Here is an 18464-nt window from a genome sequence, read left to right as displayed (position 1 = left end):
GGTTGCCCCGCCCTCCGCCCCCGGGAGACGCTGTCGTACATGCGCGAAGCCTTCGCACACGAGTCCCTCGTCGTCCTGTCCGCCGGCGATGACGAGCACGCCATGGGCGCCGCCGTCACCGTGGCCCTGTGCGGCCACCCGGAGCACCCGCCGCCGTGCCCCCTCGCCCCCCACTACTGCCACGCCGACCGTCACGGGGACGAGGTCCGGCTGCGCGTCCTGTTCGCCGCCGAGCCCTCCGACGAGCCGGAGGTGCGCCGCCGCATCGACCAGGCCCTCGCGGACGGCGGCCCGCCCGGCGGCACGACCCGCTGGCACCTGCGCGAGAGCGGCCCGGCCGAGGTCGCCCCGCACGAGATCGCCCACGCGGGACGCCTCGCCGTCTCGTGACCCTCAGACCGCCTTGAGCGAGCCGCCGTCCACCACGAACTCGGCCCCGGTGGTACTCGCCGAGCGGGGGGACGCCAGCAGGACGATCATGTCGGCGACCTCCTGGGGCTCGACCAGCCGTCCGGTGCTCATGTTCATCATCTGGGGCGCCAGGGTGGACAGCACGGTGTCGCGGTCGCTGCCCGCCTGCGCGGCGATGATGTCGGCCGCGCCGCCGTCCTCGGTCCACCACGCGGTGCGCACGGCGCCGGGTGTGACGGTGTTCACCCGGATGCCCTGTGGGGCGTACTCCTCCGAGAGCGCCTTGGACAGCGCGGTGAGGCCGGCCTTGGCTGCGGTGTAGTCGACGTTCATGGGGGCGGGCTGCCTGGCCATCCCCGAGGAGATGTTGACGATCGCGCCGCCGCCCCGGGCGAGCATGGGCGGGATGGCGGCCCGGATGGCGCGGACCACGGCGAACAGGTTGAACTCGAACATCTCCCTCCAGTCGTCGTCGGTGGGCGCCAGGAACGAGAAACGCGGCAGCGCGACCCCGGGGGGCGGGCCGCCCGCGTTGTTCACCAGGATGTCCAGCCCGCCGAACTCCTCCACCGCCCGCGCGACCATGTCGCCGGGCGCCCCGGGATCCATGAGGTCCACCGGGACGTGCAGCAGCGCCGCCCCGGCCAGCGCGTCCAGCTCGGCACTGCTCTTGCGCGAGGCGGCCACCACGCGTGCGCCCTCGGCGAGCAGCGTGCGCACCACCGCCAGCCCGATGCCCTTCGAGGCGCCGGTGACCACGGCGACGCGTCCGGCCAGTCGCAGGTCCATGAGATCCACCTTCCGTCGGTGTCCGTTCAGCGTTCGGACCTGACGGTAGTTCGATCGACCGGCCGGGCCATGGCGGTGCTCGGACCTGCAATACCGGCGCTTTCCGGACGTCGCACCGGAAAGAAAGGGCCGCGGGTGCGGGCCGGTGATCGGCTCATCGCACCCGCGGCCGGGTGGCAGAGGTGTCCCCCGCTGCGCCTACGTGGCGGTGCAGTTCACCGGGGTCGGTACACCGTTGCTGCCGGACCAGTTCGCGTTGAAGCCCAGCATGGTGGAGGCGTTCGGCGCCAGGTTGGCGTTCCAGCTTGCCGGCCGGATCGTCACCGAGGCACCCGACTGGGTGTAGGTGCCGCTCCACAGCTGGGTGATGGTCTGGCCGTTCGGGAAGCTGAACGTGACCGTCCACGAGGTGATGGCCAGCGTCCCGCTGTTACGGACGATCAGCTCGCCCTGGAAGCCGTTGTTCCACTGGTTGGCGACCCGGTAGGTCGCGGTGCAGGCCCGGCCGGTGGTGGGTGTGACGGTCGGGGTGACCGTCGGCGTCACGGTCGGGGTCACCGTGGGGGTGACCGTCGGCGTGACCGTGGGAGTGACCGTCGGGGTGATGGTGGGGCTGACGCCGGTCGGCGGGATGCGCAGGATCCGGTCGTCGGCGCTCGTGGGGCTGCCCCGGCCGTCACGGTTGCTCGTGGTGACCCACAGCCAGCCGTCCGGGCCGAGCATGACGGTGCGCAGACGGCCGTAGGTGCCCTGGAGCTCGGGGATCGGGGTGCCCGCGCCGCCGGAGCCGTTCAGCGGGATCGTCCACAGGCGGGTGCCGCGCAGCGCGGCGGCGAACAGCGTGTTGTTGGCGTACGCCAGGCCGCTCGGCGACGCCTCCGCGGTCGTCCACGTCACGATGGGGTCGCGGAACTGGGAGTTGTTGCAGCGGCCCTCGCAGGTGGGCCAGCCGTAGTTCCCGCCGGCGACGATCTGGTTGACCTCGTCCCAGGTGTTCTGGCCGAACTCGGCAGCGTACATGCGACCCTGCGCGTCCCAGGCCAGCCCCTGCGGGTTGCGGTGTCCGTAGGTGTAGACCAGCGAGTTGCTGAACGGGTTGCCGGACGGCGGCACCCCACCCGTGGGGGTCATGCGGAGGATCTTGCCGGCCAGGATGCTGGTGTTCTGCGCATTGGAGGTGGTCCCGGCGTCACCGGTGCTGAGGTACAGCATGCCGTCCGGGCCGAACGCGAGACGTCCGCCGTCGTGGATCGTGTTCTTGGGCACTCCGGACAACAGCACCTGCGGCGAGCCGGCGGCGCTCAACCGGAACCGGATCAGGCGGTTGTCGCTGGCGGTGGTGTAGTAGGCGTACACCCATTGGTCGGAGGCGTAGGTCGGCGAGACCGCGAGCCCTAGAAGGCCGCTCTCCCCGGACGCGGAGACACCTGAGATGGTGGCCACCTGCGTCGCCGCGGAGCCGACCCGCACCTGCATGATCCGGCCGCTGTTGCGCTCGGCGACGAGCGCGCTGCCGTCCGGTAGGAAGGCCATTCCCCACGGAACGGTGAGCCCCGAGGCCACCTGTTGGGCCCGGCCGTAGTCGAAGCCGCCGATCAGCGCGCCCGCGGACGGTGGGTTGACCAACACCACCGTCGCGGTCACGACCGATGCCCAGAATGCGAGTATCAATGCCATGCGTTTACGCATCACGAACTCCCCGGCCGATATGGTGATCGCCGCCCAGTTACTGTTGCCCGGATTAACGCACGGTATAGATCCGACGTTCGGCGCGGCAATGACCGCCGATCCTTACTTGTGAGACATCGGGCACCTGACCTGCGGTGTAACTACTGAGGCGATCATCCTGAAACCAGGGGAACGCGAAACTTTCAGTAGTCGGCCGAAAATGTCAACGGCTCAGTCGACGGGTCCGGCGGCGGTCCAGCCCGGTGTCAGAAAGCGCGCCTTACCGGATCCCGTGGCGGGCCCGCCGCACGCCCGGCACACCACGGCGACGTCGAGGTCCGCGCCGCAGGCGTGCTCGACGACCACGGGCGGCCCGGAGGCCAGATGGCGGTCACCCCACTGGCGCAGCAGATGGAGGATCGGCTCCAGTTCCCGGCCCATGCCGGTGAGGTGGTACTCGTACCGGGCCGGGCGCTCGTGGTAGAGGACCTTCTCCAGCACGCCGGCCTCGACGAGGCGGCGCAGCCGGGAGGCCATGATGTCGCGCGGCGCCCCGGTGTTGCGGGTGATGGCGTCGAACCGGCGCACACCGAAGAAGATCTCGCGCAGGACGAGCAGGGAGTACTTCTCACCGATCACGGCCAGGGCGTCGGCGATCGAGCAGGGGCGCGCCACCGTCATGGCACCACCCTAGTCCATAGAGGGTTTGAAAAACCAACCTAGCTGGTTATAGTGGAGAGGATCTAGCCAGGAGGCTCGCATGCGTGACGCGGTCATCGTCCAGGCCGTACGGACTCCCATCGGCAGGGGAAAGCCGGGCGGAGCGCTCGCGGGCGTGCATCCCGTGGAGCTGCTCGCGCACACCCTGCGCGCCCTCGTCGAGCGCAGCGGCGTGGACCCGGCGCAGGTGGACGACGTGATCGGCGGCTGCGTCGACCAGGTGGGCGAGCAGGCCATGAACACCACCCGGTACGCCTGGCTGTCGGCCGGGCTCCCCGACTCGGTGCCCGCCGTCACCGTCGACCGGCAGTGCGGCTCGTCGCAGCAGGCCGTGCACTTCGCCGCCCAGGGCGTGATCTCCGGCGCGTACGACATGGCGGTGGCCTGCGGCGTCGAGTCGATGAGCCGTGTGCCCATGTGGTCCAACGTCCCGCCGGGCGCCGACCCGTTCGGGCCGGGTGTGGCCGCGCGCTTCCCCGAAGGACTGGTGCCGCAGGGCATCAGCGCCGAGCTGATCGCCGCCAAGTGGTCCCTCGGCCGCGAGCAGATGGACGTGTTCTCCGCCGCCTCCCACCACCGGGCGGCCGCCGCGCACGCCGCCGGGGCGTTCGCCGAAGAGATCGTCCCCATCGCCGGGACCGACCGCGACGAGTCGGTGCGGCCGGGCACCACGGCCGAGATCCTGGCCGGCCTGCGGCCCGCGTTCGCCGACCCCGGCTACGCCGCCCGCTTCCCGCAGATCGAGTGGTCGGTCACCGCGGGCAACAGCAGCCCGATCAACGACGGCGCGGCGGCGCTGCTCGTCACCACCGGCGAGAACGCCGCCCGTCTCGGCCTGCGCCCCCTGGCCCGCCTCCACTCCTTCGCCGTGACCGGCTCGGACCCTCTGCTCATGCTGACCGGCGTCATCCCCGCCACCGAGAAGGTGCTGCGCCGCGCCGGCCTGCGCCTGGACGACATCGACCTGTTCGAGGTCAACGAGGCCTTCGCCTCCGTCGTCCTGGCCTGGCTCCAGGAGACCGGCGCCGACCCGTCCAAGGTCAACCCCGACGGCGGCGCCATCGCCCTCGGCCACCCCCTGGGCGCCAGCGGCGCCCGCATCATGACCACCCTCGTCCACGCCATGCACCGCCGAGGCGCCCGCTACGCCCTCCAGACCATGTGCGAGGCCGGCGGCCTCGCCAACGCGACCGTACTGGAACGCCTCGGCTGACCCTACCTGTCCGGCGGTGTGCCCTTCTTCGTGAGGAGACGAAAAACCCGGTCGAAGAACTCGGGATAGAGCTCCCGCGCGACATGCCGCGATTTCCGGTAATCACCATCGCCACGACCGGCCCGAAAGGCACCTAAGCCCGGAGCCCGCCACCGGGCAGCCTCACACCCGGCCCCGAAATAGACATATGCGCATTTCTCTCTGAAAAGTCCTTAAGAACCGGCCTTCCCTGCCCTCAGTACCGGACGTCATGATGGTCTCGTGTCAGCGCGGACGGCCGGAAAGACGTCTCCCTTCGGCAGGCAGCACAAAGTCCGGCTTGTCATTCTTTCCGGGGCGACGCTGGGATTGGCCGTGGCGGGCGCCGCCGCGGGGGCCGTTCTCGGCGGGCCCGGCGGCGCGGGCGTCGGGGCCACCACCGCGCTCGCCGCGACCGTGCTGACCGAGTACGCGCTACGTCTCCACAGCAGCCGGTCCGCCGCCGGGGACGCGGCCAGGGAAGCCGGTGGCGTGCTGCCCGTCCCCGCGGGCCAGCACACGGTGCGTGGACGCGACCAGATCATCAAAGCCGTCGACGGACACGCCAAGGCCCCGGACGGCCGGTTCCACGTGCTGACCGGACTGGGCGGGGTCGGCAAGACCGCCATCGCGATCGAGGTCGCGCGACGGGCACGCGGCCGGGGACAGCCGGTGTGGTGGGTGGCGGCGTCCGACCCCGGCGAGGCGGGCCGGGCGATGCTGGACCTGGCCCAGCACCTCGGCGCGAGCCGCGCGGAGATCGAGCAGATCCACACCGGCGAGCGGAGCGGCCCCGACCTCGTCTGGCGGCTGCTGGAGAGCCGGCGCGGCTGGATGCTGGTGTTCGACAACCTCGACGAACCCGACGCGCTCGGCAGAGAGGGCCGGCCAGTCGCCGACGCCCGCGGGTGGGTGCGGCCGAGCGAGTCGGGCCTGGTGCTCATCACTTCCCGGCGGACCGACCGCGCCGTCTGGGGCACCGCGGCGGCGCAGCACCACCTGGACATCCTGGAGCGTGAGGCGGCCGTCCGGGTCCTGCACGACATCTCCGGTGTGGCCACGGGCGGAGCGGACGCCGGGCGGCTGGCCGCCCGGCTCGGCGACCTGCCGCTGGCGCTGCACCTGGCGGGGGCCTATCTCGCCGACCGGTTCACCGACGTCGCCACATTCGGCGACTACCTGTCGGTCTTCGACCGCCGGTTCGGCGAGCTGATGAAGGCTCCGGCCGAGGCGAGCCCTGACGACCCGCGCCAGGCCATCACCACCACCTGGGAGATCTCCCTGGACTCCCTCGAACTGCGGGGCCTGCGCTGGAGCAGGAAGCTGTTACGGCTTCTCTCCCGGTACGCCCCCACCATCCCCATCCCGTTCTCGCTCCTCCTCCCCGAGATCCTGGAGGCCGAAGGCCTGCTTCCCGCCGGCCCCGACCCTGCGGGCCGGCTCACCGACGGGCTGCGGGCCCTCCACTCACTCGGCCTGGTGCGCTGCCACGGCACCCCGATCGAGGCCCTGGAGGTGCATCCCCTGGTCGCCGACACGCAACGCCATCACGACCAGCCGGAGGGCGTCTCGTTGCGCCTCGCCGTCCGCCTGCTGGACGACCCGCGGGCGCACAATCCGTCCGCCCCCGCCGACTGGCCGTACTGGCGGTCCGTTACACCGCACATCTCGGCCCTGCTGCCGCAGACCGTTCAGGACCGGACCGTGTTCGACCTGATGATCGGCATCACCAACACCGCCGTCTGGGGCCTGCTGCACGGCGGTGACTTCCGGGCGGCCGAGCTGATGGGACGCGCGCTGGCGGAACTCGCCGACGGCCGTGCCATCGAGGGGCAGCCCGACCTCCTGGTGGCCCGGCACGGCCTCGGCATGGCCCTGCTCCGCGGCGGCCGGCCGATGGAGGCGCGGGCGGAGTTGCTCGACCTGCTGGCGACCGCGCGGCGCACCATCGGCGAGGACGAGCGGACCACGCTCGACGTGCGGCACAGCCTGGCCAACATCTCCCGCCAGCGGGGTGATTTCGAAGCCGCCGAACGTGAGCTGAACGCCGTGCTCGACGCGCAGGTGCGTCTGTTGCCCACCGGCGACCTGAGCATCTCCCACACACGCCAGAGCCTCGGCCACGTCCTGACCGACCGGGGCGAGCTGGAGCGGGCCCAGGAGGTCTGCCGCACCGTGCTGGAGGAACGGCGTGCGGTGCTCGGCGACGACCACCCGTGGACGCTGTCCAGCCGCCACGAGCACGCCAAGCTCCTGCACCGCCGCGAGGACCTCCCTCGGGCGAGCCGCGAGTACGACACGATCGTGGCGACCGGTGCCGAGGTGCTGGGCGCCGAGCATCCGTCCACGCTGGACTGGCGGCATGCCCGCGCACTGGTGCTGCGCGACCTCGGCCGGCGTGCCGAGGCCGTCGCCGAGTGCCGGGCGGTGTTCGAGACACGGGCCCGCAGGCTCGGGGACGACCATCCGAGCACTCTCAGCGTGCTGCGGTCCCTGCGGGCGATGACCTAGCTCTTCGCGTCACGGGCCGAAGGTCAGGACGAAGGGGCATTCGGGGCCGTGGCGGTCGCCGCGGGTGCGGTGGGTGCCGATGAGGGTGGGGCCCTCGTGGACGTGCAGGATGTCGCCGTCCAGGGTGCAGCGGTCGCCGCGGGACAGGAGGGTGTGGACGGGGTCGGTGGACTCGATGGGGTAGAGGGACTCGACGGCGGTGTAGCGGATCTCGGTGGTGTCGCCGGAGCGGTGCACGGACTCGCCGGTGAACCAGTACATCTTCAGTTCCGAGACGCACAGGAGGGGCTTGCTCAGGGCCCGTTCCATGGCCGTGAGGTATCCGGGCAGCTCGGCGGCGATCACGTCGTGCAGGCGGCCGGCGAACTTCATGGTGACCGGGCAGGAGTACGAGCAGGGCATGTACGGGACCAGGCCGTAGATCGTGTGCCTCGGAAAGGGGTTGCACAGCGCGGACGGCTCGCCTTCGGTGGCGAGCAGCGCGGCGTAGTAGGTGTTGTCGTCGTTCCAGTTGTTGCGGTGCCGGAAGAACTCCTGGCAGCACGGCGGGTAGCCGAGCGCGTCCCCGAACTTGTCGTGGTCGGCGCGGTGCTTGTTGACGACCTTCCCGTCCACGATCAGGGGGTACCAGCCCGCGCCCACCACCCGGTCCAGCGCGTCCCGGTCCCTGGCCAGGAACACGTGCGCCTCGGTCCCCGGCCGCAGTGACGGGCTGAACGCCGCCCGCGTGGTGGTGAGCTGGTCCGGCGGCACCTGCGCCACCTGCGCCGAGTACCGGTCGAAACAGGCGTCCACATGGTGCCGCAGCCCCAGCGTCCGCACGGTCCGCAGGAACGCCTGCCACCCCTCCAGGGGGATCCACGCGTCCATCGCCGGTTTGAGCCCGTTCGCCACCGCGATCAGCGTGGGCAGTTGCGCACCCCCCAGCGTCGCCTCCACGAACCCCCCGTACCGGCTCCCCCGCAGCGCCTCCGCCACCCCCGCCTCGAACGGCGCCACCGCCGCCGCCCTCACCCGCGGCCGCGCCGCCGGCAGATCCAGCCCCCACGCCATCGCCTCGGGCGTCCGCCGCGCGTCACTCCCCGGATCCGGCACCCGCCCGCCCGCCATCAGCTCGGCCGTGTGAGTCAGCAGATAAAGCGCCTCGTCATGCCGCCCGAGATGCCGCAACGTAAAGGCATAGCACTGCCAGAAGTACGGACTCCCCGGATCATGCCCCACACACGCCGCGTACCTCTCCGCCGCCCTCTGATACTCCCCCCGCACGTAAGCCAGATGCGCCGCCGCCAGGTCCCCGACCAGCGACTCCCCCACCTCCCGCTCCGGCAGGACGACGTCCCCCCGCAACTCCCGAACCCGCTCCAGCAGCGAGTCCCCCGGATACCACCGCCCCAGAATCGCCCCCGCCGTCCACCCGGACGGCAACCCCAGCACCCGCAACGTCTCAACATCCCTCCCCCCCAAAGCCCCCCCACCCGCCCCCGCCACCACACCCCCGGCCGTAGCGACCGTCCCGGAGGCGGCAGCCGATGCGTCCGGGCCGTCCGGAGTGCTCCCCCGCACGGGCAAGTCGATCCGTGTCGCCTTGTAGGGCGTGTGGCGTTCGGACCAGCGGGTGCGGTGGGCCGTACGCCGGGTGTCGACGCGGTCGCGTTCGGCCGCAGGGGGGAGGGGGAAGCTCGCGGTGTGGTCGGCGAGGTGGGTGGTCATGGTGTCGGTGAGGGCGCGGCCCAGGGGGGAGAAGGTGGCGTGGGTGTGGAGTTCCGCGAGGCCGTCGGCCACCTGGCCGGCGAGCTGGTAGGCGCGGGCGATCACCTTGGCGGGGTCGAGGCCGGTGGAGGGAGCGGCGAGGACGGCGCGGTAGAAGTGGAGGACCGAGACGAAGGTGAACGTCGCCTGGAGCAGACCGCTGAGGGGCCGGGGGTCGTCCCGCCACGGCGAGTAGTGCACGGCCTCGCCGGGATCGCCCACGATCAGCGGGTCCAGAGTCAGCACCGCGTACAGCTTCTGGTGGCCGTACTCGTGGACCAGCGCCTCCATGGTGGCCAGCGGTGTACCGAGGGACAACGCCACCAGCCCGGGCGCCTCACGGAAGCTCCCGCTCACGTGCACCGAGGTGTCGTGGGACCGGATGGGCACCAGAGCGCGCAACCCCCCGGCCAGCTCGGCGGCCAGCGGCGGGCAGACCTCCGCGACGATGGCGAAGTACCCGTCCAGCGTGCGCGCCCAGTGCCGCGCCTCCCCCGGCGCCAGGTCGGCGAAGAGATACGGCGTCCGCCCCCCGAGCCGCAGATCCCTGTCCAGCCAGTTCAGCTCCGGCCCCGCGCCCAGTCGCGGCACCAGGTCACGCCCCGGCTCCCCGAGGCCGTCCGTCGTGCACACCTCACCGTCCGAGACCGTCACCCGGACCCGCGTGTACGGCCCCGCGCCGTCCGGCCGCAGGCACACCCCGGTGCCGGGCAGCGCGATCCGCCCGCCCGAGTCCGTCCGGACCTCCGCCGACAACCGCCCCCGGCCGCCCAGCAGCAGCGCCGCCAGAGCGAACCGCCCGAACTCCCGCAGGTGCGGCACCAGATGCATCCGCGGAAACCGCTCGTGCGCCCGCCGCCGCACCAGGTTCCACCCCACGTCGTTCCAGAACCCCCCGCTCGGATGCCCGAGCACCTGCCGCTGCGCCCCCGGCGGCGCCGACGACAGCGCCGTGAAGGCCTCCTCGAACCCGGACTGCTCCACGAGGCCGGGGCAGCACTCCATCAGCAGCTCCCGCAGCCGCCGCACCCCCATCAGCGTGGTGTAGTAGCGCGCCGTGAAGATCGCCTGGTTATCCTCGGTCCAGCCGCTCGGCGCGACCAGGGACGCCATCGTCGAAGCGTCGAGTCGTGCGGTCACCGTGCTCGCCTCCCGGCCTGCCGGGGCAGGGCCGCGAGGTCCTGCCGTACGGTGCCGGTGACCACCCGGATCAGCTTCATCAGATCCGCGCAGTACACCGAGATGTTCTGGAACCCGCCCTCGCGGGAGTAGCGCTGCGGGAAGTACCCGCCCCCGCAGATGCGCACGACGTCGCACCGGCGGCACGTCTCGCCGAGCGTGCGCCAGTTCTCCTGCCGCGCCCGCACCATCGGCGAGGCCAGCGCGTCGTCGAAGCTGTGCCCGAAGACGTCCATGCCGAGCCGGCACGCCCCCGGATAGGTCACCTTGAGGGTGTCCACGGCCTGGATCTCACCGTTACTCTCCACGACGATGAAGTCGACCGGCTGGAGCCCCCACTCCTCGGAGCTGCGGGTGGCGCCGAGGTAGAGCCCGATGACGTCCCGGAACCGCCGGATCCTGATCGGCTGGGGCCGCTCCTGGTACCAGACCTCGAAGATCGCGAGCAACCAGTCCGCGTACGGCGTGCCGGTAAGGCTCGTCTCCTTGCCCGGCGGGCGCATGTCGTGGTGCCCGAGCGGCAGCAGGAAATCGATGGACGGCGGCTGGAATCCCCGCAGGTAGGCATAGGTCTCAAGCGGGTCGGACTCAAGGTCGATGACCGCCAGCACACCGCCCCAGTGCGGCCGCCCGCGCTCGCCGCTCAGCATCCGCAGCGCCCGCTCGGCCTGGTCGAACGACGACCGTCCCGCGTGGTCGACCCGGTGGCGGTCGTTGGCCGCCCGCGGGCCGTCGAGGCTCAGACCGAAGCAGACGTCCCAGTCCTCGCAGAACTTCAGCACCTCGTCGGTGAACTCGGTGCCGTTGGTCTGGCCGTTCCACCGGATGCGCACGTCGGGCGTGTGCCGCGTCACCGTCTCGCACAGGGCGCGCAGGTAGTCCACCCCGAGCATCAGTGGCTCGCCGCCGTGCAGGATGAAGTCGACCCGCGCCAGGCCGTGCGCCACCGCGTGCTCGTTGATCCGCCGTCCGAGCTGGGCCGCGGTGTCCAGCGACATGCGCTGCGGCTGCTCACGCCAGGACTGGTCGGCGTGGTGGTAGACGTAGCAATAGTCGCAATCGAGATTGCAGCGCGACGCCACCTTGCAGATGAACGACTTGAACGGCTCGACGACCGTTTCGCGCGCGATTCCCCCGAACGCGCTGGCTACCTCGCCCACGAGGTGGAGCTGTGGGAACTGAACGAGCTGAAGGAACTAAAGGAACTGAAAGAGCTGAACGAACTGAATGAGCTGAACCTGCTGTGCGAACTGTGCGAACTGAAGATCTGCCCGAGCGGTGAGCCGTCGACGGTGATGTCCTGCTCCGCCCGGTAGAGATCGCCCAGAATGGTCCCCAGAGCCGTCCCTTCCAGGGAGTCGATGGTGCTCAGGTCGAGATCGGATATTTCAAGCTCGATTCCGTCATGGCCGTCATCGGAGTTGGGACCCTCGTCCATTCGGTCGCCTCTCACCCACCAGTAGTCCGACCGGGATATATCCGCAACAATCCGGATGGTCACCAATGCTCGACCGTTGCGTACAAGTTGTCAATGCGAACGCAGAGTAATGACGGCCGTCCATGATCAGGCCCTGCCAGGTGAGCTTCCGGGCCCTCGGGGCCTACCCCGCGTCCTGCTCGGCGGCCTCGCGCACCTGCTCAGCCGCCTCCTTGTCCAGGGAGATCCGGACCAGCGCGGCGGCGAACCGCGCCAGGCACTTGTCGGAGCACGCCAGCGCCGCAAGGGCGTCCGCGCGGTACGGCAGGCCGAGCCGGCGGGCGCCGTCCAGGACCTTCCTGTCGAGATACGGCGCCACCTGCGGCCAGACGGCCTGCACCTCGCGCAGGAAGATGTCCGCCCCCACCGGCCCGATCCCCGGGAAGGTGGTCAGCAGCCCGTGAATGGCGTCGGGATCCCCTTTTGCCTCGTCCCGCAGGCCACGGAGATCGCCCCGCCAGCGCTCGACCAGCAACCCCGCGCCGTCCCCCAGCATGGTCGAGGTCCGCTCGTCGTACCGCCGGTAGTGGCCCCGCCCCAGCGCGTCCACCCGGTCCTGCCAGCTGGCCCTGGCCATCGCCTCCGGCGTCCCGTACCCGGCCTCGAAAAGCTCCCGCGCCGCCGCCACCGCGATCTCGGAGGAGATCCGCGCGCTCAGCAGCGTGGCGAGCACCAGCAGCCGATACAGCGCCCCGGGCCGGTCGGCCAGCCCGACACCCGCCTCCTCGGCGAAGGTCCGCCCGTACCGGTCGAGCAACACCTTGACCACGGCCTTGTGCGTCCCCGATTTGTCGGCCATGTCGTCTAGCTACCCGTACTCTCTCCGCACACGCATGACACCGGCCCGGTGAGATCAGGTGGGCGGGTGGTCGCCGGTGGCACCGTCCAGGAGCTCGCGGACGATGTCCATATGCCCTGCGTGGCGCGCGGTTTCCTCGATCATGTGGACCAGGACCCAGCGCATGGAGACCGTGTCCCCCGCCCAGGAGGTACCGAGATCGTCGAGATCCGTCTCCCTGATCACCTTGTCCGCCGCGGCCCGCGCCCGCCCGTAGAACGCCAGCACGTCCTCGGTGGTCTCCCCCGGAGCGGCCCGCATGTCGGCCTCGGGATCCTGCGGATCGAACGGCAGCGGCTCCGTCTCCCGCCCGAAGGTCTCGCAGAACCACCCGTACTCGACGCTGGCCAGATGCTTGACCAGCCCGAGCAGGCTCGTCCCCGACGGCGTCATGGACCGCCGCAGCCGCTCGTCGTCCAGCCCCTGGACCTTCCACATCACCACGTCCCGATGCCGATCAAGCGCGGTGTAAAGGATCTCTTTCTCGCCACCGGTCGGCGGCACCCGTCGAATCACCCCCGGAACCTAACAGCCACCCCCGACAGAACACGTCCCGTCCCGGGGCGCACTAGCCGGTCAGGGTGTCCGGCGTGTCCGGGGTGTCGGTGCCGTTCAGCAGGTCGAGGATCTGCTGGCCGTACTTGGCGAGCTTGGCCTCGCCGACGCCGTTGATCTCGCTCAGCGCGGCGAAGGTGGTGGGGGCGCCGGCGGCGATCTCGCGCAGGGTGGCGTCGTGGAAGATGACGTACGCGGGCACGCCCTGTTCCTTGGCGCTCGCGGCGCGCCAGGCGCGAAGGCGCTCGAAGACCGGGACCGCGTGCTCCGGCAGCTCGGCCGCGACCCGCTTGGACTTGCCCGCGGGAGCCGCGGAACGCTCGCCCGAGCGACCGCTGGACCCGCGCTCGGCCGGACCCGCGCCGTCCCCGGCCCGGGGCGGGCGCACGGGGGCGAACGCGACCTTCTCGGGGTCGTGGCGCAACATCACCTGACGCCGCCGCCCGAGCACCTCGGAGCTGGCGTCGGTGAGGACGAGGGTGCCGTAGTCGCCCTCGACGCCGACCAGCCCCTGGGCGAGCAGCTGGCGGACGACCGCGCGCCACTGGCCCTCGGCGAGCTCGGTGCCGATGCCGAAGACGGTCAGCTTGTCGTGGCCGAACTGGGAGACCTTGGGGGTGCGCCTGCCGAGCAGGATGTCGATGACCTGCCCGGCGCCGAACTTCTGCCGCCGCTCATGATGCAGCCGGTACACCGCCGACAGCAGCTTCTGCGCGGCGATCGTGCCGTCCCACGCCTTGGGCGGCGACAGGCAGGTGTCGCAGTTGCCGCAGTTGCCCTCCGCCTTCTGCCCGAAGTACGCCAGCAGCCCCGCCCGGCGGCACTCCACCGTCTCGCACAGCGCCAGCATCGCGTCCAGGTGGACGGCGAGGCGCCGCCGGTGCGCGAGGTCGCCCTCGGAGGTGTCGATGAGCCGCCGCTGCTGCACCACGTCCTGCAACCCGTACGCCAGCCACGCGGTGGACGGCAGCCCGTCCCGCCCGGCCCGCCCGGTCTCCTGGTAGTACCCCTCGACGGACCGGGGCAGGTCGAGGTGGGCGACGAACCGCACGTCGGGTTTGTCGACCCCCATGCCGAAGGCGATGGTGGCGACCATGACCACGCCGTCCTCACGCAGGAACCGCGACTGGTTGGCGGCCCGGGTGGCCGAGTCCAGCCCGGCGTGGTACGGCAGCGCCTGGACGCCGTTGTCCACCAGGAACGCCGCGATCTTGTCGACCGAGGTGCGCGACAGGCAGTAGACGATGCCCGCGTCCCCGTCGTGCTCGGTGCGCAGCAGCTTGAGCAGCTGCCGCTTCGGCTCGTTCTTGGGCACGATGCGGTACTGGATGTTGGGCCGGTCGAAGTCGGCCACGAAATGGCGGGCGTCCTCGAGCTTGAGCCGGGTGGCGATCTCGGCCCGGGTGGCGTCGGTGGCGGTGGCCGTCAGCGCGACCCGGGGCACGGACGGCCAGCGCTCGTGCAGGGTGGACAGCGCGAGGTAGTCGGGCCGGAAGTCGTGCCCCCACTGGGCCACGCAGTGGGCCTCGTCGATGGCGAACAGCGAGACCGTGCCCCGGTCGAGCAGCCGCGCCGTCGACTCGGTGCGCAGCCGCTCGGGCGCGAGATACAGCAGGTCGAGCTCCCCGGCCACGAACGCGGCCTCCACCACGCGGCGGGTCTCGGGGTCCTGCGTGGAGTTCAGGAAACCGGCGCGCACGCCGACGGCGTTCAGCGCGTCGACCTGGTCCTGCATCAGCGCGATCAGCGGCGAGATCACGACGCCGACGCCCCGCCGGACCAGCGCGGGGATCTGGTAGCACAGGGACTTCCCGCCGCCGGTCGGCATCAGGACGAGCGCGTCGCCGCCGTCCACCAGGTGATCGATGATCTCCTGCTGGCTGCCCCGGAACTCGCTGTACCCGAAGACCCGCCGCAGCACCCCGAGCGCGTCCTTGGGCGACTCGAAGGGCGCCTTGAACAGGGCCTCGTACACCCCCGCGCCGGACGAACGCGTGGCGGGCGCGCCGTCGGGCGGACCGGCGTCGTCGTACGACTCGTCCGGCGGCGGCAGGTCGGGCCAGCCGTCGTCCCACGGCGACTCCGGGAGCGGCGCATCGTTCTCGGGGGAAGTCACCGGGCGATTCTACGAGGGTCGAGAGCGTGACGACGGGGGCTCGCCATGACCTGTGGATAACTTAACTCCACGGAGTTTCCGCTATTTACAGGCCTTGTCCACTGGGATAACTGTGTCGTGTACATGATCGGCACACCCCCCGGAGGTCCTCTTGCGGCGATCCATCCGATCGCTCTGCGCCGTCGGCATCATCCTCGCGCTGACGGCCCCCCTGAGCGGCGTCGCCAGCGCACAGACCGCGAACCCCGCGATCCAGGTCTCGGGCGGCCGTACCCAGCCCGTCTTCTCCTACGCCGACGCCATCCGCGAGCACATCCTGGTCGAGACTCCCCTCGACAGCGACGGTGACGGTGCCAAGGACCGCGCCGCGGTCGACATCATCAGGCCCCGCGAGACCGACCAGGGTCTCAAGGTCCCGGTGATCATCGACGAGAGCCCTTACTTCGACAACGTCGGCCGCGGCAACGAGGGCGAGGGCAAGCGCTACGACGCCGCCGGGACGCTGCTGAAATTCCCCCTGTTCTACGACAACTACTTCGTCCCCCGCGGCTACGCGGTGCTGCTGGTCGACATGGTCGGCACCACAAGGTCCGACGGCTGCCCGGACGTCGGCGGCGCCGCCGACGTCGCGGCGGGCAAGGCGGTCGTCGACTGGCTGAACGGCCGCGCGCCGGGCTACCGCCAGGACGGCACTCCGGCGACGGCCAGCTGGTCGAACGGCAGGGCCGGGATGATCGGCAAGTCCTACGACGGCACGCTCGCCAACGCCGTCGCCGCCACCGGCGTACAGGGCCTCACGACCATCGTCCCCATCTCGTCGATCAGCAGCTGGTACCGGTACACCCGGATGAACGGCGTGCTGTACACCGACGACTACATGCCCTGGCTCGCCGAGGTCATCGACACCGACCCACCCGCCAAGTGCGCCGCCACGCGGCAGCGCCTGCACATGGGCCAGGACGACGCGACCGGGAACTACAACCCGTTCTGGAAGGAGCGCGACTACGTCGCCGGCAGCATCGCCGACGTGAGCAAGGTGCGGGCCAGCGTGTTCGCCGTCCACGGGCTCGGCGACCTGAACGTCAAGCCCGACCACTTCTCCACCTGGTGGGAGGCCCTCGGCAGGAGCGGCGTGCCCCGCAAGCTGTGGCTGTCGCAGTACGGCCACGTGGACCCGTTCGACTTCCGCCGCGAGCAGTGGATCGACACCCTGCACGCGTGGTTCGACCACTGGCTCTACCGCGTCGACAGCGGCGTCACCCGTCAACCCAGGGTGGACCTCCAGGTCGCGCCGGACCGGTGGGTGACGCAGCAGGACTGGCCGTCCCGGTCCCTGGAGGTCCCGCTGTGGCTGCGGCCGGGTGACGACGGCCAGGGCTCCCTCGGCCTGCTGCCGTCCCTCAAGGGCGCCGAGCTGAGCTTCACCGACGACCCGTACCAGTCCGTGGACCAGATGATCTCCGACCCGACGGCCTCCTCACCGAACCGGCTCGCGTTCCTCACCCCGCCGCTGCGGCGCGCCGTGCGGTTCTCCGGCACCCCGAAGGTCGACATCACCGCCCGCCTCGACCAGCCGGACGTCAACCTCACCGCGCTGCTGGTCGACTACGGCGAGGACGACCGGCTCGATCACTTCGCACCCACCGGCGGCATCCGCACCCTGACCGAGGAGAGCTGCCACGGCGGGAGCACAGCCGACGACGACGGCTGCTACCGGCGCACCGAGACGGTGACCGAGCGGCGTCCGCTGGAGGTCCTGTCGCGCGGCTGGCTCGACGCCCACAACCGGCGGTCCCTCACCACCCCCGAGACGCTCACCCCTGGCCGGACGTACCGGTTCACCTGGGACACCCTGCCTGCCGACTACGTGGTCAAGCCCGGCCACCGGCTGGCGCTGATCCTGGCCGCGAGCGACATCGACGAGACCTATCCCGACCAGCCGGCCGACGCCACGGTGACCGTCCAGCTCACCGGGAGCCGGATCTGGCTGCCGATCGCCGCCCTCACCGGGCCCACGGACGCCGGCGACCCGGCGGCCATGGACTTCGCGCCGGCACCCAAGCGCGGCGAGTGGACCGGCCCGAAGGACGTGGTGCTGCCGCAGCCGTCCCGCGACCTGTACTGACCCGTTCAGAAGATCCTGCCGGTGACATAGTCGGCGAGAGCCACGGCGGCACCCGGGACGTCCCCCACCGGGTGCCGCTTCTCGGCCGACTGCCAGGAGAAGTAGCCACCGCCGTACCCGACGAAGACCCACACCGGGGGCCCCGTGCCCGGGCAGCGCACCGTCAGAGCGGGCATGTCGTCGTGCAGATCGGCCCGCATGCCGAGCCGCTCCAGCGAGTCGCGCAGCCTCGACAGCTTGGCGCGCTCACCGGGCTCCCGGGGGCCGTCCCCCTCGTCGCCTCGCGCTCCGTCTCGCGTCGTCATCGCGTCCACGTCGCCTCCAGCCGTACTCCTTCCAGGTGAACATCCCTCACCGGCGATGGTGACCCCAGCGGCGCCCCAAACGTGATCGCGTAGATCCCCCTAGGTCCGGCATCACACTCTGATAGTGATCTATCCGCTTTCGCGCCGGGTAACCTGGAACGTTCGTCCGGTAGATGTGGTGTTGAATTGGCTGGTGACGACCATCGCGCCCACCGGGACACAACACATCATCACCGCAGGCGACTTCCAGGCCGTGGTCACCGAGGTCGGCGCGGGCCTGCGCGAGCTGACCCATCGCGGACGGCCGCTCGTCCTGGGGTACCCCGAGAGCGAGACGCCCTACGGCTCGGCCGGGTTGCCGCTGCTGCCGTGGCCGAACCGCGTGGAGGAAGGCCGGTACGACTTCGACGGCCAGGCGCGCCAGCTGTCGATCACCGAGCCGAAGTTCGGCAACGCCGCCCACGGCTTCACCCGCACCCTCCCCTGGCGCCTCGACGCGTCCGACGAGTCCTCGGTACGCCTGGCCCTGCGCCTGTTCCCCCAGCCCGGTTACCCGCACATCATGGACTTCACCGCCTCCTACACGGTCTCCTCTTCCGGCCTCTCCGTAGAGACCACCGCCCACAACCGCGGCACCACCCCCGCCCCCTACGGCTTCGGCGCCCACCCCTACCTGACCACCGGCGCCCCGCTGGACGAGACCGTCCTCGAACTCCCCGCCTCCCGCTACCTCACCGTCAACGACCGCAAAATCCCCACCGCCGTCCACGACGTGACCGGCACCCCCTAC

The 18464-nt window shown here is 71.1% G+C and carries 16 protein-coding genes; 7 read left to right on the top strand and 9 right to left on the bottom strand.

Going from position 1 to position 18464, the window contains the following annotated elements:
- The first annotated feature begins 39 nt into the window (after positions 1-39).
- A complete protein-coding gene (locus ACFP1K_RS02780) occupies positions 40-390 on the top strand; it encodes a hypothetical protein (RefSeq protein ID WP_380746764.1) in 351 nt (116 codons plus the stop codon).
- A 3-nt stretch (positions 391-393) separates the two neighbouring features.
- Here the strand turns inward: ACFP1K_RS02780 and ACFP1K_RS02775 are convergent, their stop codons facing one another.
- Both ACFP1K_RS02775 and ACFP1K_RS02770 read right to left on the bottom strand, forming a co-directional pair.
- Entirely contained in the window at positions 394-1200 is an 807-nt protein-coding gene (locus ACFP1K_RS02775; RefSeq protein ID WP_380746762.1) for an SDR family NAD(P)-dependent oxidoreductase, read from the bottom strand.
- A gap of 198 nt (positions 1201-1398) precedes the next feature.
- The gene (locus ACFP1K_RS02770; RefSeq protein WP_380746760.1) at positions 1399-2829 is read right to left on the bottom strand and encodes a PQQ-dependent sugar dehydrogenase; all 1431 of its coding nucleotides are present in this window, start codon (positions 2827-2829) and stop codon (positions 1399-1401) included.
- On the opposite strand from ACFP1K_RS02770, the gene ACFP1K_RS02765 reads away from it, so the two are divergent.
- Positions 2819-3001, top strand: a complete 183-nt coding sequence (locus ACFP1K_RS02765) for a hypothetical protein (RefSeq protein WP_380746758.1) — start codon at positions 2819-2821, stop codon at positions 2999-3001. The genes ACFP1K_RS02770 and ACFP1K_RS02765 overlap by 11 nt on opposite strands.
- A 98-nt stretch (positions 3002-3099) precedes the next feature.
- On the opposite strand, the gene ACFP1K_RS02760 is transcribed toward ACFP1K_RS02765, so the two are convergent.
- Positions 3100-3549 carry a winged helix-turn-helix transcriptional regulator gene (locus tag ACFP1K_RS02760; RefSeq protein WP_380746757.1) on the bottom strand — a complete coding sequence of 150 codons (450 nt, stop codon included), beginning with the start codon at positions 3547-3549 and terminating at the stop codon, positions 3100-3102.
- Positions 3550-3628: 79 nt separating this feature from the next.
- Between ACFP1K_RS02760 and ACFP1K_RS02755 the strand changes: the two genes are divergently transcribed.
- On the top strand, positions 3629-4801 hold the full coding sequence (locus tag ACFP1K_RS02755) for a thiolase family protein (RefSeq protein WP_380746755.1): 1173 nt from the start codon (positions 3629-3631) through the stop codon (positions 4799-4801).
- 261 nt (positions 4802-5062) lie between these two features.
- Positions 5063-7330: a tetratricopeptide repeat protein gene (locus ACFP1K_RS02750; protein WP_380746753.1), complete on the top strand. Its 2268-nt coding sequence runs from the start codon at positions 5063-5065 to the stop codon at positions 7328-7330.
- Positions 7331-7339: 9 nt separating this feature from the next.
- Here the strand turns inward: ACFP1K_RS02750 and ACFP1K_RS02745 are convergent, their stop codons facing one another.
- On the bottom strand, positions 7340-10219 hold the full coding sequence (locus tag ACFP1K_RS02745; protein ID WP_380746752.1) for an aKG-HExxH-type peptide beta-hydroxylase: 2880 nt from the start codon (positions 10217-10219) through the stop codon (positions 7340-7342).
- Entirely contained in the window at positions 10216-11418 is a 1203-nt protein-coding gene (locus ACFP1K_RS02740) for an FxsB family cyclophane-forming radical SAM/SPASM peptide maturase (RefSeq protein WP_380746750.1), read from the bottom strand. Before ACFP1K_RS02740 ends, ACFP1K_RS02745 begins: the two co-directional genes overlap by 4 nt.
- Positions 11419-11421: 3 nt before the next feature.
- Here ACFP1K_RS02740 and ACFP1K_RS02735 point away from each other — a divergent pair, with 3 nt between their 5' ends.
- Positions 11422-11574 carry a hypothetical protein gene (locus ACFP1K_RS02735; protein ID WP_380746748.1) on the top strand — a complete coding sequence of 51 codons (153 nt, stop codon included), beginning with the start codon at positions 11422-11424 and terminating at the stop codon, positions 11572-11574.
- A gap of 285 nt (positions 11575-11859) precedes the next feature.
- On the opposite strand, the gene ACFP1K_RS02730 is transcribed toward ACFP1K_RS02735, so the two are convergent.
- Genes ACFP1K_RS02730 through recQ form a run of 3 tightly spaced genes read right to left on the bottom strand, consistent with a single transcriptional unit; the run spans position 11860 to position 15244 of the window.
- Positions 11860-12534 carry an endonuclease gene (locus tag ACFP1K_RS02730; RefSeq protein WP_380746746.1) on the bottom strand — a complete coding sequence of 225 codons (675 nt, stop codon included), beginning with the start codon at positions 12532-12534 and terminating at the stop codon, positions 11860-11862.
- A 54-nt stretch (positions 12535-12588) separates the two neighbouring features.
- Positions 12589-13089, bottom strand: coding sequence for a DinB family protein (locus ACFP1K_RS02725; protein ID WP_380746744.1), 501 nt, complete (start codon positions 13087-13089; stop codon positions 12589-12591).
- A gap of 52 nt (positions 13090-13141) precedes the next feature.
- Positions 13142-15244: a DNA helicase RecQ gene (recQ, locus tag ACFP1K_RS02720; RefSeq protein ID WP_449329146.1), complete on the bottom strand. Its 2103-nt coding sequence runs from the start codon at positions 15242-15244 to the stop codon at positions 13142-13144.
- 151 nt (positions 15245-15395) lie between these two features.
- Between recQ and ACFP1K_RS02715 the strand changes: the two genes are divergently transcribed.
- A complete protein-coding gene (locus ACFP1K_RS02715; RefSeq protein ID WP_380746742.1) occupies positions 15396-17369 on the top strand; it encodes a Xaa-Pro dipeptidyl-peptidase in 1974 nt (657 codons plus the stop codon).
- 5 nt (positions 17370-17374) lie between these two features.
- Here ACFP1K_RS02715 and ACFP1K_RS02710 read toward each other — a convergent pair whose 3' ends face one another.
- A complete protein-coding gene (locus ACFP1K_RS02710; RefSeq protein ID WP_380746740.1) occupies positions 17375-17674 on the bottom strand; it encodes a hypothetical protein in 300 nt (99 codons plus the stop codon).
- A 193-nt stretch (positions 17675-17867) separates the two neighbouring features.
- Here ACFP1K_RS02710 and ACFP1K_RS02705 point away from each other — a divergent pair.
- Positions 17868-18464 (top strand): aldose epimerase family protein (locus tag ACFP1K_RS02705; RefSeq protein WP_449329145.1); only part of this gene is annotated, 597 nt, incomplete at its 3' end.

Source organism: Sphaerisporangium aureirubrum (genome assembly GCF_042658925.1).
Classification (GTDB): Bacteria; Actinomycetota; Actinomycetes; order Streptosporangiales; family Streptosporangiaceae; genus Sphaerisporangium; species Sphaerisporangium aureirubrum.
This window is presented reverse-complemented; position numbering and strand designations above follow the sequence as displayed.